This is a genomic window from Kitasatospora sp. NPDC004614 (assembly GCF_042873675.1).
Taxonomy (GTDB): domain Bacteria; phylum Actinomycetota; class Actinomycetes; order Streptomycetales; family Streptomycetaceae; genus Kitasatospora.
Map to the genome: position 1 here is coordinate 293,294 of NZ_JBIALR010000005.1, position 14,353 is coordinate 307,646.

The window sequence follows — 14,353 nt, forward strand, 5'->3', positions numbered from 1 at the left end:
CCCCGACGGCGGGGGCCGGCCGTGACCCACCAGGTACAGCGGTGGCCCTGCCCAGACGGCCGCGGTTCCCACCTCCCCGGAGTGTCCGCGGCGGCCGGCAGGGCGGCGGGTGGCTTTGTTCACGGGAACGGACAGCAGATGCTCACCACTTCGGGAGGCACCCGAGCAGCCGGCGGAAATCGAACTGCTCGCGAGTTGTGACAGTGCCCGGTTACTGGCTCAAGCCCACCAGTCGTTGCCTGACTGCCAGTGCGCGACCCACTCGGCGAAGCCCCAGGCCTCGGCGCCGGGCACCGGGATTGCGCCGACATCGGACACCATCCAGACCTCACCGCGATGGGGCCCTGCCGTCACCAGCAGCCAGAACGACTGGCCATCGTCGGAGCCGAGAACAACCGACCCGTGCGTGAACACGGCATCGATGCGTGGATCGTCGGCATCGACGTTCTCGTCGTCCTCCCAGGGCCAGGCGGCCTCCAGGGGAAACGGTTCGCCCGGCAGGCGGGGCCCCAGGTCCGGCCAGCTCGCGGGGAGCCATCCCAGCGGTTGGAGACCGCCGTCTTCGGCCGGTCCCAGGCTGCTGCCGTTGCTGATCTCGGCGATGAAGGTCCGGTAGGGCTCCGGAAGCGTCACACCGTTCTCGGCTTCCCACTCCGCAACGCCCTCATCTCCCAGCGCCAGCTCCCGCCACTCCGGCGCGAACGCGGAACGCAGGGCAGCGAGTGTGGCCTCATCGGGGCGCCGATCACACGTGTTGGTCACGGGAAGATATTCACAGAGGCAGCCGACATCTGATCCTGCACTCCGATGCCCACGGGCGTGCTGCCAGTTCTCATGAACATCGAACAGGCGCCGAGCGCGGTGCCTCCCGAAGTGGTGAGCATCTGCTGGCCATTCTCGTGAACAGAACCAGGCGGGTGCGCGGCCCGGCAACCTATCCGCCCGGCGGCACGAGCCGTCAGCGCCGGACGGGAACCGGACCCACAGCGCTTCCCGCCCGGTGCCCGGACGCGTGTTCGTCCGGCCGCCGACCGCACCGACCGCCGACGTCCCCCGCGCCCGCGCCCGCGCCCGTATCGGCCGGGCGCCGGACACCCGCCGCGCCCACGGCCCCCGCACGGCGGCCGACCGGGACGGAGCCCCGCTTCCGACCGGCTTCGAGAGCCGGCGCGACGTCAGTACACCTGCCGCTCCCTCGCCCTGTCCGCCGGGGTACCCGCTACAGGCCGTCATGGCGCGCCGGACTCCGCTCGCGGCCGCACCCCACACGGCCGCCGGCCCCGGTCGCCGGCCCCGGCCCCGGTCGCCGGCCCCGGCGCCGGCGCCGGCCCGTGATCCGCCGCGAGGCACAGGTGGAACCCGCTTGTCCCGGCAGGCGCGCGGCGCGCGGTGCGGCACCTCGGGGGCAGATACCGGGCGGGGTACACAGGGAGACGCGGGCACGGGAGCAACGGCGGCCCTGTCGGGGCCGTTCGGCCCTTGGGACGGCGGCGTTCCGGGCCCGTCAATGGGAGACACAGCCGTACCACGCCCCCCCGATCCCTCGAACATCCTGGAGCCCGCCATGTCCGCGACCGAGCCCCCCGTCCAGCACCTCGGGGCGAACGAGCCCCTGCCTTCGGGACGGATCCGGGTGGATCACGCCTCGGGTGACGCCTACGCGGTCGCGATCCGCGGCCACCGGCTGGTCGTGGACCAGCCGGTGGACGCCGGGGGCGACGACAGCGGGCCGACGCCCACGGAGTTGTTCGCGGCGTCCCTGGCCTCCTGCGTGGCGTTCTACGCCGGCCGCTACCTGGCCCGCCACGGAGTGGGGGCCGAGGGCCTGCGGGTGGACGCCGAATTCACGATGGCCACCGACCGCCCGGCCCGGGTCACCGATGTCACCGTCACCGTCGACGTGCCCCCCGGCCTCGACCCGGCACGCCGCGACGCGCTGCTCGCGGTGGCGTCGAACTGCACCGTCCACCACACCCTGCAGCAGCCGCCGACCGTACACGTCGCGCTGAGCCCCGCTCCCGGCAGGCAGTGAACCCCGTTCACCCGCAGCACGGCCGACGTCCGGCGAAGTGTCGGGGCGAGGGAGGGTGCCGACGCAGTGGCACCGGCGGCCGGGCGACGGTCGGCCCGGGCGGTTGCCGCAAGCAGCAGCGCGCCGACGGCCGCCAGCGCGCGGTTCGCGGCGGCCACCCAACTGTCCACCCCTTCACCGGTCATCAGCGTGATCACGTCCATCAGCAGACCGAACGCGGTGACCACCGCCACCCCGCAGAGCGCCCAGAGCAGCACCCGTAACGCCGAACGCAGCCCCCCAAACGTGCCACCATCCCGCAGGTCAGGGCCGCGAACGCGCCCACCGCCACGACGACCCCCTCGAGCGCGGCGGTGTGAGGTTCCCCCGAGGTGCGGAAGGTTGCCGGACCTCGGGGGAACCTCACCGCGGCCGGCCCCACCACCGTGACAGCGGCCACCGCCGCGCCGAACGGCGACCACGCCGCACGCGCCTCCGCGGCCGCCGCATCCCACTGCTCCGGCGTCGACCCGTTCGCCCGCAGCACCGCAGCCACACGCCACCAGGCCGCTCCCGGCGCCGGCGCGACCCGGAGCGGGGCCGGCACGGCCCGGCGGGTTCCCGAAAGCGGCCTCAGACGGCCGACGGCGTCACTGGGTGCGGTAGGCGTCGGTGATGGTCTGGTCGAGGGTGTTGCCGTCGGCGTCGGTCAGCTCGGCGCGCAGGGAGACACCGGTGCCGGCCGACGGGTTTTGGACCGTCACCGCGCCCGCTTCGAGCGCGAGGCGGGTCCACGAGGCACCGCCGTCGGTGGACGCCGAGACGGTCAGCGAGCGGGTACGCCCGTCCGCGGCGGCTCCCTGCACGGTGACCGGAATCCGGAGCGCACTGCCGCCCGCCGCGGTGCCGGCCGGGCTGAGCTCGGGGGAGAACCGCACGACGCTCACCGGGAGCGCGGTCGGCCCGGCCGTGGTGGCCGAGGCGAAGGTCCACGACGCGTTCACACGGGTGGTCGCGCCGGCCGCGGCCTTGCGGGTCACCGTCGTGGCCAGACGGTACGAGGCCCGGCCCGAAGGCACGGTGAACTCACCGCGTCCGGGCGCGTCGGACACGGCGCCGACCAGCACGCCGTCGCGGTACAACGACGTGTGCGCGGTGTCGAACGACGGGCTCCACGGCGCGTGGCCGTCACCGTCGGCGAGCAGCGCGACGTTCGCGGTGATCCGGTCGCCCTCGCGCGAGACGGCGGGACGGTCGGTGAGCGCGGGGCCGAAGACCGGGCCGTCGAAGGTCTGGGTGACCGTGGCCCCGGCCCGTACGGCGATGCGGTCGGCGGCGTAGGAGTTCGGCGCGGTGCCGTCGGCGCGGGGGACGGTGAAGCCGATGTCCCAGGTGCCGCGCTCGGGCGCGACGAGGAAGGTGGCGGTGCCGGGCGTCGGCAAGGACCGGGAGACGCCGAGGGCCGCTCCGTCGGTCGGCAGGAGGCTGAAGTGCGCGGTCCCCGTGCTGCCCGGCCCGGCGGCGCTACGGATGTTCAAGGTGGCCAGCTCCTGCGCGGAGTAGTGCCGGGTGAGCCCGGTCAGCGCACGGGTGCCGGTGAAGGTCCGGCCGAGCGCGTAGTTGACGGTGTCGGTCTTCCAGTTGACGTCGATCCACTGCTTCAGCGCCCCGGCTTCGGTCTCGGGCCCCAGGTGGGCCACGCGCAGGTTCGGCGACCCGTTGACGACGTTGCCGCTCCTGGTGACACCCTGGTGCGTGACCTCGACGACCGTCGAACCGTGCACGAAGCTCGCGGAGCCGTCCGGGGGGCGGACGTCGACGGGGACGGTGGTCCGCGCGTCGACGGTGACGGTGGTGTCCCGGTCGAGGTCGAGGCGCGGCTGGACGATCCAGTCCGTCCCGATCGTGCCGCTCGCCCCCTGGGTCGAGCTCATGGTGCTGTCCAGCAGGTACCGGCCCCTGGGCAGCCGCACGGTGGTGACGCCGGAGGCGTCCTGCTGCTCGAGGAACTCCTCACCGCCGTCCTTGAAGACCCCGGCGACATGGGTGCGGTACTTCGCGGCCGGCTGGCCGGCCCGGTCCACGTGCTTGATGGTGAGGGTGAACGTCTGCGGCCCCGCGGCGAAGGCCGCGCCACCGAAGGCGGGAGTCGAGGTGCCGACCAGGACGACGGCGACAGCCAGGGCCCGCAGGGCGCCGCGCCGGGGAACCGAACGAGGAACGGAGCGGGGAGCGGAAGTAGTGATCATGCTCTGTACTGCTCGGACCGGCCCCGGAGTTCCTGTGATCCGGACCACAATCCGCAGCGCCACCACCCCCCCAGGGCGCGGCCGGCACCTGTGACACAAGTCACCGGAACCCGGGCAGCGGACCGGGCAGGGCAGAGCGTGGAAGCACTCATGAGAACGCGTCTTCGCCGCGGCGACCCCGACGCCCTGGGCGAGCTGTACGACGAGCACGCCCAGGTGCTGTACCGCTACGCCCTGCGCGTGACGGGCGACTGGGCGGAGGCCGAGGACGTCGTCTCGACGACCTTCCTGGAAGCGTGGCGGGGCCGGGAGAAACTGCACCCCGACGGTGACGGGCTGCGCCCGTGGCTGCTGGGGATCGCGACCAACATCATGCGCCGCACCGCCCGGGCCCGCCGGCGCCGGGACATCGCGCTCGCCCGGCTCCCGGAACGCGGCTCGGTCCCGGACTTCACCGACGACCTGGTCGCGCACCTCGCGGACGCCGAGCACCTGCGTGCCGCGCACCGCGCGCTCGCCCGGCTCCGGCGCCGCGACCGGGAGGTCTTCACCCTCGTGGTGTGGGCCGGGCTGGACTACGCGAGCGCGGCCGAGGCGCTCGGCACGCCGGTCGGCACCGTCCGCTCGCGGCTCTCCCGGGCCCGGGCCCGACTGCGTGAACTCACCGAGGCGGAAGCCAGGGCCCAGGCCAGGGCCGACGCCAGGGCCAGGGCCAGGGCCGGGGCCGAGACCCGCGTCCCGCCGGCGCGGCAGCGGCCCACCGGAACCGGAAAGCCCCCCGCGGCGGAAGGACGGACCTCACGGACCCCCTCCGCCGTCGCCGCCCTGCCCGTACCGGGCCGCATCCCCGCGCTCCGGCCGTCGATCCGCTCGATCCAGTCGATCCGGGAGAGCCACGGATGAACGCCACCCCACAGCGCGATACGCAGCGTCCGCCCTCCGCGCGGGACGAGCGCCGCGAACTCGCCGAGCTGCTGCCCCCGCCGGCCGTGCCCGGCCTGGACCCGGATCGTCAACTACTGCTGAGACGGGAGGTGTTGCACAGGGCCGCCGCGTCCGCCGCGTCCGCCGGACCGCAGGGCGGAACCACCCGGCGTCCGGCCCGGTACCGGCATCCGGTCCGGATCGCGGTGCCGGCGCTGGCCTGCGCCCTCGCGGTCGTCGGCGTCGTGACAGCCGGCCCCGGGGGTCCGGCCGGGCACGACCGCGCGGCGGTGACCGGGGACGGCACCACCGGCACGTCCCGCGCGGTACGGCTGCTCGACCGCGTCGCGCTCGCCGCCGGAGCGGAGCAGTCGACGGTCCGCGCCGACCAGTTCGTCTACGTCGAGAGCAGGGTCGCCTACGCGGCTCAGAGCACGGCGGGCGGTCCCGTGACCATGGCTCCCGTACACACCCGGCAGGTCTGGCTGTCCGCCGACGGCACCCGCCCCGGCCTGCTGCGCGAGGAAGGCGGGCCCGACACCCGGCTCGGCGAGAACGGACCGGTCCTCCACCTCGACCGGCCGGGGGAGACCGCCCGGCCCGACACCCCGCGCCGGAACGGTCCGTCGGTCGGTGAACCGACCAACGCCTACGTCGCCTCGCTGCCCACCGACCCGGACGCCCTGCTGAAGCTCATCAGGGAACAGACCCGCGGCAAGGGCCAGGACCCGGACCAGCGGGCGTTCACGGCGATCGGCGACCTGCTGGCCGAGACCTGGGCACCGCCACAGGTCAGCGCCGCGCTCTACCGGGCCGCCGGGCGGATCCCGGGAGTCACGGAGGTTGCTTCGGCCGTCGACGCCGCCGGACGCGAAGGCATCGCCGTGGCGCGTACGGCACACGGGCAGCAGACCCAGTGGGTCTTCGACCGGACCACGTACGCGTTCCTCGGCGAGCGCACCGTCCTCACCGAGGCCGGCGAGACAGGGCCCACCGGGACGGTGGTCGGCACCTCGGCGGTCCTCACGAAGGCCGCCGTCGACCGGGCCGGCCAACTCCCCTCAACAGACCGGTGACGCGGGCGGCAGCCGACCGGCCGGCCCCGCGCCGCCCCCGACTCACCCAACCCCCGAGCCGGCGGACGGGCCGAACGACCGGATCAGCGGACGGTGACCTGGCCGCGGTGGCGTTCCAGGCCTGCCGGTGGGGAGCGTGACCTCCAGCTCCGGCCGGCCGGCGCGCACCCTCGCCATCCCCCGCGGCCACAGGAACTGACGCACCTACTGGCCGGCCCGACCGGCACCGGCGGGCGCCCGCACTGCCCGATCAAGAGATCGCCGAGCGGCCCGCGTCTGATCCGCCGTCCGTGGCCCTCGTTTCACCCGTTGCCGACACGTGTGGTCCTGCCTGCCGTGGTTGCCGGGCCGGTGAGGTGTGTGGCTGCTCGGACAGTTCGGCCGGTCCGCCGTGCAGGCGGCCTGGCCGCCCGTTCAGGCCGGGGACGCGCTGGGGTGGCGGAGCGCGGCCGGACGGGAGAATCGGCGCGGCTGAGTGTGGGGCGGGATGCCTCGGCCGGGCCGGAGGAGGCCGGGGCCTGGCTCGCGGCGGCCCATGGTCCGGGGCCAGGAGCAGGGGCGTACTGGCGTTCGGGCTGAAGGGGGTGCCCGTGGGCGTGGGCCGGGGCTATTCGATGATCGGATGGAAGAAGACAACGGCGCCCGCGAAGGTGCCTCCTGCGGTCAGCGCGCCGGTGGCCAGTGTGGCTCCGGCGACTACGGTCAGGATGCCGGCGGCGGTGGCGCACAGGGCCCCGAGCGGGAAGATCATGGCGGCGCGCTGGTTGAGCGGCGGGCGCTGCTGCTTCTTGGTCATGGCAGGCTCCCGGATTGGGGCGAGGGGGCGGCTGTGCCTGGTGCGCGGTGCCCGTGCACCAGCGGTGCAGGCGTCTGACGGGCCGTCACCCCTCGCTGAAACGCGTCACTTGGGGAAATGTGTGTCGGTGCGGGGGGTGGCTGCCGGGCCGGACCTTGCGACCGCCTGTGTCGGGCCGTCAGGGGGCGGCGGGAGACCCGCGGAAAGTGATCGTCCCCGGAGCCGCCCGCTCGGTGCGGAACCGGGCCGAGAACCCCGCCGGACGCCGGGCCGTCCACGACTTCCTGCTGCGGTAGCGCACGCCCGCGGCCGGGCTTGCCCGGTCGACGGCCGACCCGCCGCCGTCGACCGGCCCGCACAGAACCGCCCCTGACGCCCCTGACGGACAAGGACACCGTCCCGGCCGGGCCGGCCCCGGGTCAGTCCGGCAGGCCCCGGAACCCGGCGAGCAGTTCCTTCAGTGCCCGCTGCGCGGCCGGGTACGCCTCCTCCACGGCCGGGACGTCGGACGCCGGGCCCGCCGAGGAATGGTTCTGGCCGACCACGGCCACCTCGACCAGGATCCGGCCGTTGGTGCCGTAGAACACGGCCTCGCCGTAGTCCAGGAACCCCGGGCCGGCCGTGCGGAAGGCCGTCAGGTCGCCGTCCGGCGCGAGCTTTCCGTCCGGGCCGACGGTCCAGTTCGGCCCCTTCGGCGCAGCCGTCGCGCCGGCCCCGGGCGCCGACGCGCTGATCACCGCCACCCCCGGACCGTCCGTGCCCATGGTGGTCCACGAGGTGCTCACCACCCGCGCGGAGGCCCGCGACGAGGGGTCCGCGGCCGCCACCGTGCGCGACCCGCACGCCTGACCCGCCGCCAGCAGGTCCACGAGCAGCTTCGCGGTGTCCGCGCCCGGCGCGAGCACGTACACGCTCGCCCACATCCCGTCCGACTCCGCCGGAACCCGCAACTCGTAGAGCGCCGCCGGCACGGGCACCGTCGCAGGCCCGACCCGGACCTTGTCGTCGACCCCCACCCCGGACGCCGGCTGCTCCACCCGGCAGGGCGACAGGGCCAGCGGCTTGCCCTGCCCGGGGCGGAACACCTCTCCGCCGTGCAGCCCCGCCGTGCCGGGCACGTACACCGACTCGACGATCTGCCGAATGTGATCGGACCCGAACTCCGTGCCCTCGGCACCGACCACCGCTCCGGCCCCGGCCGTACCGGTGCCGGAGCCCGCGTCCGCCGCCGGCGAACCTCCCCCCGAACACCCGCTCGCCGCGAAGCAGAAAATCCCCAAGACCGTTGCCAGGCAAAGGCGTTCAGCGATCCGCATGCCCGCACGCTACCGCCGCCGCCCACCCGCCGTCCGCCCAACGGCCAACCCGACCGGCCAACGGGCCCCGCGCCACCCCCGCCCGGTCCAGCGCAAGGGACAGGGTGCTGCGACGGCACTCGGCACGTCACGTCGGAAACGTCGCGGCGCACCGCGGCCGCACCGCAGCCGCGCCGCGACAGCGCACCGGCCGGAGCCGGGCACAGCCCGCCGCCCGCATCGGCCGGCCGGAGCGCCCGCGGTGCGCCACCGATCGGGAGGCCGAGCGGCTGGGCCCGTCGATGCTGCCCACGCCGACCGAACGGGAGCCGGCGGCCCCGCCTGCGAATCCGCGGTTTGTCGTCGCCGGGGGATCAGCCGGTGCCGCCGGCCCGTGCCTGCGGTGGCGGGTGGAGGCGGGGGAGTGGCGGGTGTCACCGGGGGCACGGATGCGCGGAGACATCGGAAGACGCCGCCCGGCGACACCACCACCCAGATCCCCACGCCGGCCGCCGGCACGCAGCGCCCCGGCTCCGGACGTCGGGCGTCCGGTGTTCAATACCGGGGCGGGGGACCGGGCACGCATGTACGACAGCAGATTCGACGTCGACCGCGTCCCGGCGCTCCTGACCCGGCTGGAACACCGCGACGACGCGGACGCCTGGCAGGAACTGGACTGGCGGCTCGTCCTCGAAGGCGACCTGGTCTTCCCGGCCGGCTTCGCCGCCCTGCCGCAGCTGACACGCCTCGCGCCGCACAGCGCGCCCGCCCGCGCCATGGCAGGGCGGATCCTCGAACGTGCGGCCGGACACCACGACCGCGACGACCTGCCGGCCGACTGCACAGACACCATCACGCAGTTCGGCGAGACGCTGGACCGGCACCTGCGGTCACGGCCGGCCGACTACCTCGTCTCCTTCCGCGCCCTGCTCGCTGTCGCGCAGGAATACCACTGGGCGAACGCCGTCGAGGGCTTCACGGACGACATCTACGAGCGGCAATGCCCGCACTGCGCCGCGGAGACGAAGATCGTCGTCGGCCGGTACGGACGCTACGCACAGGTGTGGGACGGCGCCGAGGAACTGCGAAGCGAACTACGGCCGGCCGTCGCCGAGGAACTCACCGGAACCGGCCGGTGGATGCGCCGGACGGCGGTCCGCGACGGGCAGACGGCGCTCGCCGACGGGATCGCCCACCTCTTCGGCCGCGCGCAATGCCCGGCATGCGCCAGCGTCTTCAACATCGCCCACGAGTACACCCACGCCAACCGCCCACCCGCATCCACCGACCACGCCCCCTCCCCAACCCGGAACACCGGAGCGGGCGCGGCACCATGATGACGACGAAGAAGACCGCAGCGCCCTGCCACGCCCGCGCCGCCGGCCGCCGGGCACTGCCCGGCGGCAGAGCCGCGCGCCGTCCGACCCGGCTCCTGGCGCTGCTGGAGCGGGTGCGCCGACGGGCCGCTGGGCATGGCCTGCCGGTTCGGCCCGGACGAGGCCGTCCGGCGGGCGATCCGCCTGCTCGCGGCCTTCCCGAGTGCGCCCCGCGGAGCCGTGTCCGTGCCTGCCCCTTCCGGACTCTCCGGCCGGCCGAGAGCCGACGCACCAGCACCCCAGGACGCCGCTCCTATCACTTTCGACGTCGGCATGCGGAACCTCGCTCGGATCTGAACCCGATCGAGTGAACCTTGTCGTGTCCAGCGCAGGAGTCGCGGGAAGATCGGCGCGCACATGGCAGCGCACGCAGAGGAGTTCCCATGCAGAGGAGTTCCCATGTCGAAGATGCAGGTCCAACTTGTCGCGGCCGACGGAAACGCGGGCGACTACGTCCTGGCCTTCATCCCGTACCAGCACGAACCGGTCAAGGTCGAGAACGGCCGCGGGTATGCGGAGTGCGAACTGTCACTCAAGGGAACCGACGAAGTGGTCGTCCAGGTCGACGTGAAGAAGACCGCGTGGCCCGGCAACAGCGTCGCGAACGGATCCGTCCGCCTGCACTGGACCGACGCCTCGCAGACCACGATCGCGACCAGCCAGACCGACGGCTCCCTCTACGACTGCAAGATCACGGAAGACGGCGGCGCCAAGGTCACCATCACCCTGGTGTGAGACACGCCCCCGCGAGCCGCGCCGGCTTTGCGCACGAGAACCATGGCCGCGAGGGCAGACCGGGCGGTCCTGCGGGGCCGCCTACGGCCGGCTGCGCCGCCGTCCCGGGTCTGCTGTGACTGCTCCCGGCCGGGCCGGGCCCCGCCTGCCTGCCCGCGCCGGCGGTTCCACCTGCGGCGACCAGGGGGCGGCAGGCGGATGAGACGGGCCGGCCGGGGCGGGGCCGCAGGCGAGATGGGCGGCACGGGCGGCGGTGGCCTCCGGCCGGGAGCCGGACATGATCCGTTCGCCCGTGGGCCCCCGGACGTTCCCCCGCCCGGCGCCCGGCGGAAAACGGAAGCTCAGCCGGCGCGCGCAGCCCACTTCGGCGGCGTCCACAACCGCGCATCGGCGCCGCCGACCTGGATCAGCGTTCCGGTGTGCCGATCCTGACGCGTCGGGCGGAACCCGTCGATCGCGAACACCTGCCGCCCGCCGGTGATGTCGACGCCCCGCAGACCGGCCTCGTCGGCGATCAGCAGATGCTCACCGTCGGTGAAGAAACCGAAATCGCCGACCGGCCAGGGGAACGTCGCGACCGCCTTGATCCATCGGATGCCCGGCGAGCGCAGTTCGACCGAGGCGGGGTCGAGGACGTGGACGGCACCGTTCCGGTCGAACACCGCGATCCGCCGGTCGTCGATCCACACCATGGGCCCGTCCCACTCCGAGACCTCGGGATACACCGCATGGCTGGGCCCGTCCTCGGACTCACGCGGGTTGTCGTGCAGCCAGGCGGTCAGGCTCCACACCGCCGGCATCCCCCACGGGTGCCACACCCAGCCGCCGTCGTAGAGACGACTCCCGTCAGGACTCAGCGACAGCGCGCCGTGGAAGTAGTCGAAGTCGAGCTCCGCACCCTCCCCGTCGCCGTCCGGGCCGTGCCGCGCCGTCAGCACCTCGCCGGACGCGAGATCGGTGACGTCCAACCGGTTCCAGTCCGTGCGATGGACGACGACCGGCCGGCCGCCGTACTCGGCGAACGCCAACGCGAACGGAACCGTTTCACAGCAGTAGTCCCCGCCGTCCAACCCCAACGCCGGCGAACCGGTGGCGAGATCGACCACGACGCCGTACCGACCGCGGTCCTGAACCACCGCCGCCCAACGGCCGCACCGGGACACATGAAGCCGCAGCCGAACGCCGTCACCGCACTCGGACGCCGGCCCCTCCTCCCGATACCGGGCCACGTCCCGCACCTCACCGGTCGCCGGCCACCACCGCGCCAGCCGCCCGCCCCCCGACAGCACCAGCCACGCCGCCCCCGCACCACCGGGGCCCGCCGGCAACGCCGCCACATCCACCACCGGCCGCAACACGTCGGGAACCGCCACATCCACCATGACCGCCGCCACATCAACCCCCTCGCTGCGCCCGTGCGACCCCCCGCGGCAACGCCGGTGAGCGCCGCGACGCCGGTCACGGCGGTGAGGCCGGCACGGATCCGGTCCATGTCGGGCTCATTCTCGCGCAGGCCCGCCCCGGCGCCGTCCGGCGAGAGGCCCCTCCGGCCGTCATGACCGGATCCCAAGGCCCGTGCGTTCGGTGCGGACGGCGGTACGAGTCGCGGGGCGGCGCCAGGCTTCGACGGTGACGCCGTCCGGGGCGGCGCCGTTCGCCAACTCGGCGGTGCGGCCGCGCACTTCTCACGTGAGGACGCGGTGGTCCTGGACGTCCCTCCGGCGCACGCCGTCCGACCTCGACCTCGAACCCCCGTAGGCGTCCTGGGCGGTGCTGACGCGGACCGTCACGGCGACGGCCCGGTCGAAGAGCGCACAGCCCATGCCCCTCAACCCCGGGGCGCCGCGCAAGGCCACGCCCAGCCGAGCGCCGGTGAGCCCTCAAAACGCGGTCGGGGCCGGGCCGCGGCGGACGGCGACCGGGGCGGGCTCCGAGCAAGAATCCTCAACGCGCCGACCGCCGCCGTCGAAAGAATCGCCACGAGCCGGGCCGGGCCGGGCCGGGCCGGGCGTCAGCACCAGGAAGCCGACGGGAGAGTCCCCACGTCACGCAACCTGATCACGTCCGCCGCGAAGCGCGCGGCCACCACGGCGGCCGCGGCCGCGTTCGTCCTGACCGCGACGGCGGGGGTCAGCACGGCCGCGCCGTCCGAGAACGCCGCGAAGACCACCACGGCATCCTCGGCCGTCCACCTCGACACGATCCTCAACCAGTGGAACCACCGGACACCGGACGCCAACACCTCCAGCCACGCCGGCCGGCTCTACAAGGGGCGTAACTCCTTCAAGTGCTGGAAGACCGGGCAGAGCTACACCTCGCCGGAGACGAGCCGCGTCAGCACGACCTGGCTGAGGACCGATGACGACTCCGGCAACGCCAACGTCTATGTCAGCGACACCTACCTGGACGACTACGGCTACACGTACGACCAGGATCTTCTGCCGAAGTGCACGTCCTGACGGGCAGTCAGGAGCTCCGGGCCTCAGGTCGGAGAACATCCGGCCCGGCACACACCGCCGACACCGGCCCGGGCAGGCACAGGCCGCAGCCGGCGGCCACCGCGCCGATCAGCCGGGCGGATCGAGTCGACCCGGTCGTCCCGGCCGGCTGCTGGGGACAGCGCCGGCACCGGGTGCCCGTGCCCCGGGTCGCAGACCGCCGGACCACGGATGTCTCCGGCCGGGAACGGGCCGAAGGCTGCTTTCCCGCGGACCGGAAGCGACGAGGCGAAGCCCGAGGCGGGGACGGCATCCGGCCCCGAACGGCATCGCACGGCCGGACTTGTCACACGTGCCGGCGCGCGCACCGGGACGCGCCCGGTCGCGTCGGAGCGACCCTGCTCAAGGCGAGGAAGCCCAGCGGAAGGCCGCAGCGTTCTCCGACGCCCACTGCCGGAAGGGCCTGGCCGCCGAGCCGGTGACCTGTGCGACCGTGTCGCGCACCCGCCGCAGCGCCTCGTTGACGTCTCCGCCCATCACGTCGAGCACCGCATCCGCAGTCCCGGCGCCGAAGACCGCGGCCATCTGCGCATGGGCCTCCTCCCGGCTGATCTCGGCGAACGGCACCTCCCGTCCGAGTACCGCCGCGACGGACGCGACCTGCTGACGGGCTGACACCTGCTCCGGACCGGTCAGTGCGTACGTCCGGCCCCGGTGGCCGGGCTCGGTCAGAGCGACGCGCGCCACGGCCGCGATGTCCGCAGGGTGGATCGTGGGCAGCCCGACGTCCGCGTACGGCATGCGGACCGTCTCCCGCTCGCGGACCGACGCAGCCCACAGCAGGGCGTTCGAGGCGAACTGCGTCGGCCGGAGGATCGTCCAGGCCATGCCGCTGTCCTGGAGCAGCCGCTCGACAGCGAGGTTCTCCGCGGCAGGGCCGAGGTGCGGATGGGTCTGGACGGTGATGGACGAGACGAGCACGACATGCTCCACACCCGCCCGCCGGGCGGCATCGAGGACGTCGGCGTCCGGGCCCAGGCGTGACACGAGGAACAGCGATCGCACACCCTCCAGAGCGGATCCCAGCGACGCTGCCCCGGCGAAGTCGCCCTCGACGACTTCGACCCCCTCGGGGAACGCGGCCCGTGCAGCATCACGGGTGAGCCCCCTGATCGGGCCGGCGCCGCACGCCCGCAATTCCTTCAGCAGAACACTCCCGATGTTCCCGGTGGCCCCTGTCACGAGGATCACGAGCGTCTTCCCCCTTCGTCGGACGAGCAACTGGAAGGGACCCTAGAAATTCAAGCGCACTTCAAGTCAAGGCGGGCCCTCGCGCCGACGAGCCCGGAAGCCGTGCCGGGTCGCGCGCCGCCCGCACACGACTCCCGGCGCTGCCCGAGCGGCACGCCGAAGCACGCCGAAGCACGGACGCCGATCGCCATCGCGGCCGCCG

12 protein-coding genes are annotated in these 14,353 nt (G+C 74.1%); 6 read left to right on the forward strand and 6 right to left on the reverse strand.

The window, feature by feature from the left end; all coding sequences use genetic code 11:
* Nucleotides 1-219: 219 nt before the first annotated feature.
* On the reverse strand, nucleotides 220-762 hold the full coding sequence (locus tag ACFYST_RS15285) for an SMI1/KNR4 family protein (protein WP_387862491.1): 543 nt from the start codon (nucleotides 760-762) through the stop codon (nucleotides 220-222).
* A gap of 802 nt (nucleotides 763-1,564) precedes the next feature.
* Here ACFYST_RS15285 and ACFYST_RS15290 point away from each other — a divergent pair.
* Nucleotides 1,565-2,032, forward strand: a complete 468-nt coding sequence (locus tag ACFYST_RS15290; protein ID WP_387862494.1) for an OsmC family protein — start codon at nucleotides 1,565-1,567, stop codon at nucleotides 2,030-2,032.
* 629 nt (nucleotides 2,033-2,661) lie between these two features.
* Here the strand turns inward: ACFYST_RS15290 and ACFYST_RS15295 are convergent.
* Nucleotides 2,662-4,260: a serine protease gene (locus tag ACFYST_RS15295; protein WP_387862497.1), complete on the reverse strand. Its 1,599-nt coding sequence runs from the start codon at nucleotides 4,258-4,260 to the stop codon at nucleotides 2,662-2,664.
* Between the two features lie 150 nt (nucleotides 4,261-4,410).
* Here ACFYST_RS15295 and ACFYST_RS15300 point away from each other — a divergent pair, with 150 nt between their 5' ends.
* Both ACFYST_RS15300 and ACFYST_RS15305 read left to right on the forward strand, forming a co-directional pair.
* A complete protein-coding gene (locus ACFYST_RS15300; protein ID WP_387862500.1) occupies nucleotides 4,411-5,163 on the forward strand; it encodes an RNA polymerase sigma factor in 753 nt (250 codons plus the stop codon).
* Entirely contained in the window at nucleotides 5,160-6,260 is a 1,101-nt protein-coding gene (locus ACFYST_RS15305; protein WP_387862503.1) for a CU044_5270 family protein, read from the forward strand. Before ACFYST_RS15300 ends, ACFYST_RS15305 begins: the two co-directional genes overlap by 4 nt.
* 607 nt (nucleotides 6,261-6,867) lie before the next feature.
* On the opposite strand, the gene ACFYST_RS15310 is transcribed toward ACFYST_RS15305, so the two are convergent.
* Together ACFYST_RS15310 and ACFYST_RS15315 are read right to left on the reverse strand one after the other, a co-directional pair.
* Nucleotides 6,868-7,056 (reverse strand): hypothetical protein, encoded by a 189-nt coding sequence (locus tag ACFYST_RS15310; protein WP_387862505.1) that lies wholly within the window; start codon nucleotides 7,054-7,056, stop codon nucleotides 6,868-6,870.
* Nucleotides 7,057-7,475: 419 nt separating this feature from the next.
* Entirely contained in the window at nucleotides 7,476-8,372 is an 897-nt protein-coding gene (locus ACFYST_RS15315; RefSeq protein WP_387862508.1) for a hypothetical protein, read from the reverse strand.
* A gap of 563 nt (nucleotides 8,373-8,935) precedes the next feature.
* Here ACFYST_RS15315 and ACFYST_RS15320 point away from each other — a divergent pair.
* The gene (locus ACFYST_RS15320; RefSeq protein ID WP_387862510.1) at nucleotides 8,936-9,688 is read left to right on the forward strand and encodes a hypothetical protein; all 753 of its coding nucleotides are present in this window, start codon (nucleotides 8,936-8,938) and stop codon (nucleotides 9,686-9,688) included.
* Between the two features lie 438 nt (nucleotides 9,689-10,126).
* On the forward strand, nucleotides 10,127-10,462 hold the full coding sequence (locus tag ACFYST_RS15325) for a hypothetical protein (protein ID WP_387862513.1): 336 nt from the start codon (nucleotides 10,127-10,129) through the stop codon (nucleotides 10,460-10,462).
* A 341-nt stretch (nucleotides 10,463-10,803) separates the two neighbouring features.
* Here the strand turns inward: ACFYST_RS15325 and ACFYST_RS15330 are convergent, their stop codons facing one another.
* On the reverse strand, nucleotides 10,804-11,844 hold the full coding sequence (locus tag ACFYST_RS15330; protein ID WP_387862515.1) for a hypothetical protein: 1,041 nt from the start codon (nucleotides 11,842-11,844) through the stop codon (nucleotides 10,804-10,806).
* Nucleotides 11,845-12,162: 318 nt separating this feature from the next.
* Between ACFYST_RS15330 and ACFYST_RS15335 the strand changes: the two genes are divergently transcribed.
* On the forward strand, nucleotides 12,163-12,921 hold the full coding sequence (locus ACFYST_RS15335) for a hypothetical protein (protein ID WP_387862517.1): 759 nt from the start codon (nucleotides 12,163-12,165) through the stop codon (nucleotides 12,919-12,921).
* A gap of 381 nt (nucleotides 12,922-13,302) precedes the next feature.
* Here the strand turns inward: ACFYST_RS15335 and ACFYST_RS15340 are convergent, their stop codons facing one another.
* Nucleotides 13,303-14,151, reverse strand: a complete 849-nt coding sequence (locus tag ACFYST_RS15340) for an NAD(P)H-binding protein (protein ID WP_387862520.1) — start codon at nucleotides 14,149-14,151, stop codon at nucleotides 13,303-13,305.
* Nucleotides 14,152-14,353: the final 202 nt, after the last annotated feature.

What these genes read in the sequence shown, in the direction of transcription:
- ACFYST_RS15330 (WP_387862515.1), bottom strand. Translation starts at nt 11,844, where the DNA reads ATGGTGGATGTGGCGGTTCCCGACGTGTTGCGGCCGGTGGTGGATGTG.
- ACFYST_RS15290 (WP_387862494.1), top strand. Translation starts at nt 1,565, where the DNA reads ATGTCCGCGACCGAGCCCCCCGTCCAGCACCTCGGGGCGAACGAGCCC.
- ACFYST_RS15310 (WP_387862505.1), bottom strand. Translation starts at nt 7,056, where the DNA reads ATGACCAAGAAGCAGCAGCGCCCGCCGCTCAACCAGCGCGCCGCCATG.
- ACFYST_RS15325 (WP_387862513.1), top strand. Translation starts at nt 10,127, where the DNA reads ATGTCGAAGATGCAGGTCCAACTTGTCGCGGCCGACGGAAACGCGGGC.
- ACFYST_RS15320 (WP_387862510.1), top strand. Translation starts at nt 8,936, where the DNA reads ATGTACGACAGCAGATTCGACGTCGACCGCGTCCCGGCGCTCCTGACC.
- ACFYST_RS15305 (WP_387862503.1), top strand. Translation starts at nt 5,160, where the DNA reads ATGAACGCCACCCCACAGCGCGATACGCAGCGTCCGCCCTCCGCGCGG.
- ACFYST_RS15295 (WP_387862497.1), bottom strand. Translation starts at nt 4,260, where the DNA reads ATGATCACTACTTCCGCTCCCCGCTCCGTTCCTCGTTCGGTTCCCCGG.
- ACFYST_RS15300 (WP_387862500.1), top strand. Translation starts at nt 4,411, where the DNA reads ATGAGAACGCGTCTTCGCCGCGGCGACCCCGACGCCCTGGGCGAGCTG.
- ACFYST_RS15315 (WP_387862508.1), bottom strand. Translation starts at nt 8,372, where the DNA reads ATGCGGATCGCTGAACGCCTTTGCCTGGCAACGGTCTTGGGGATTTTC.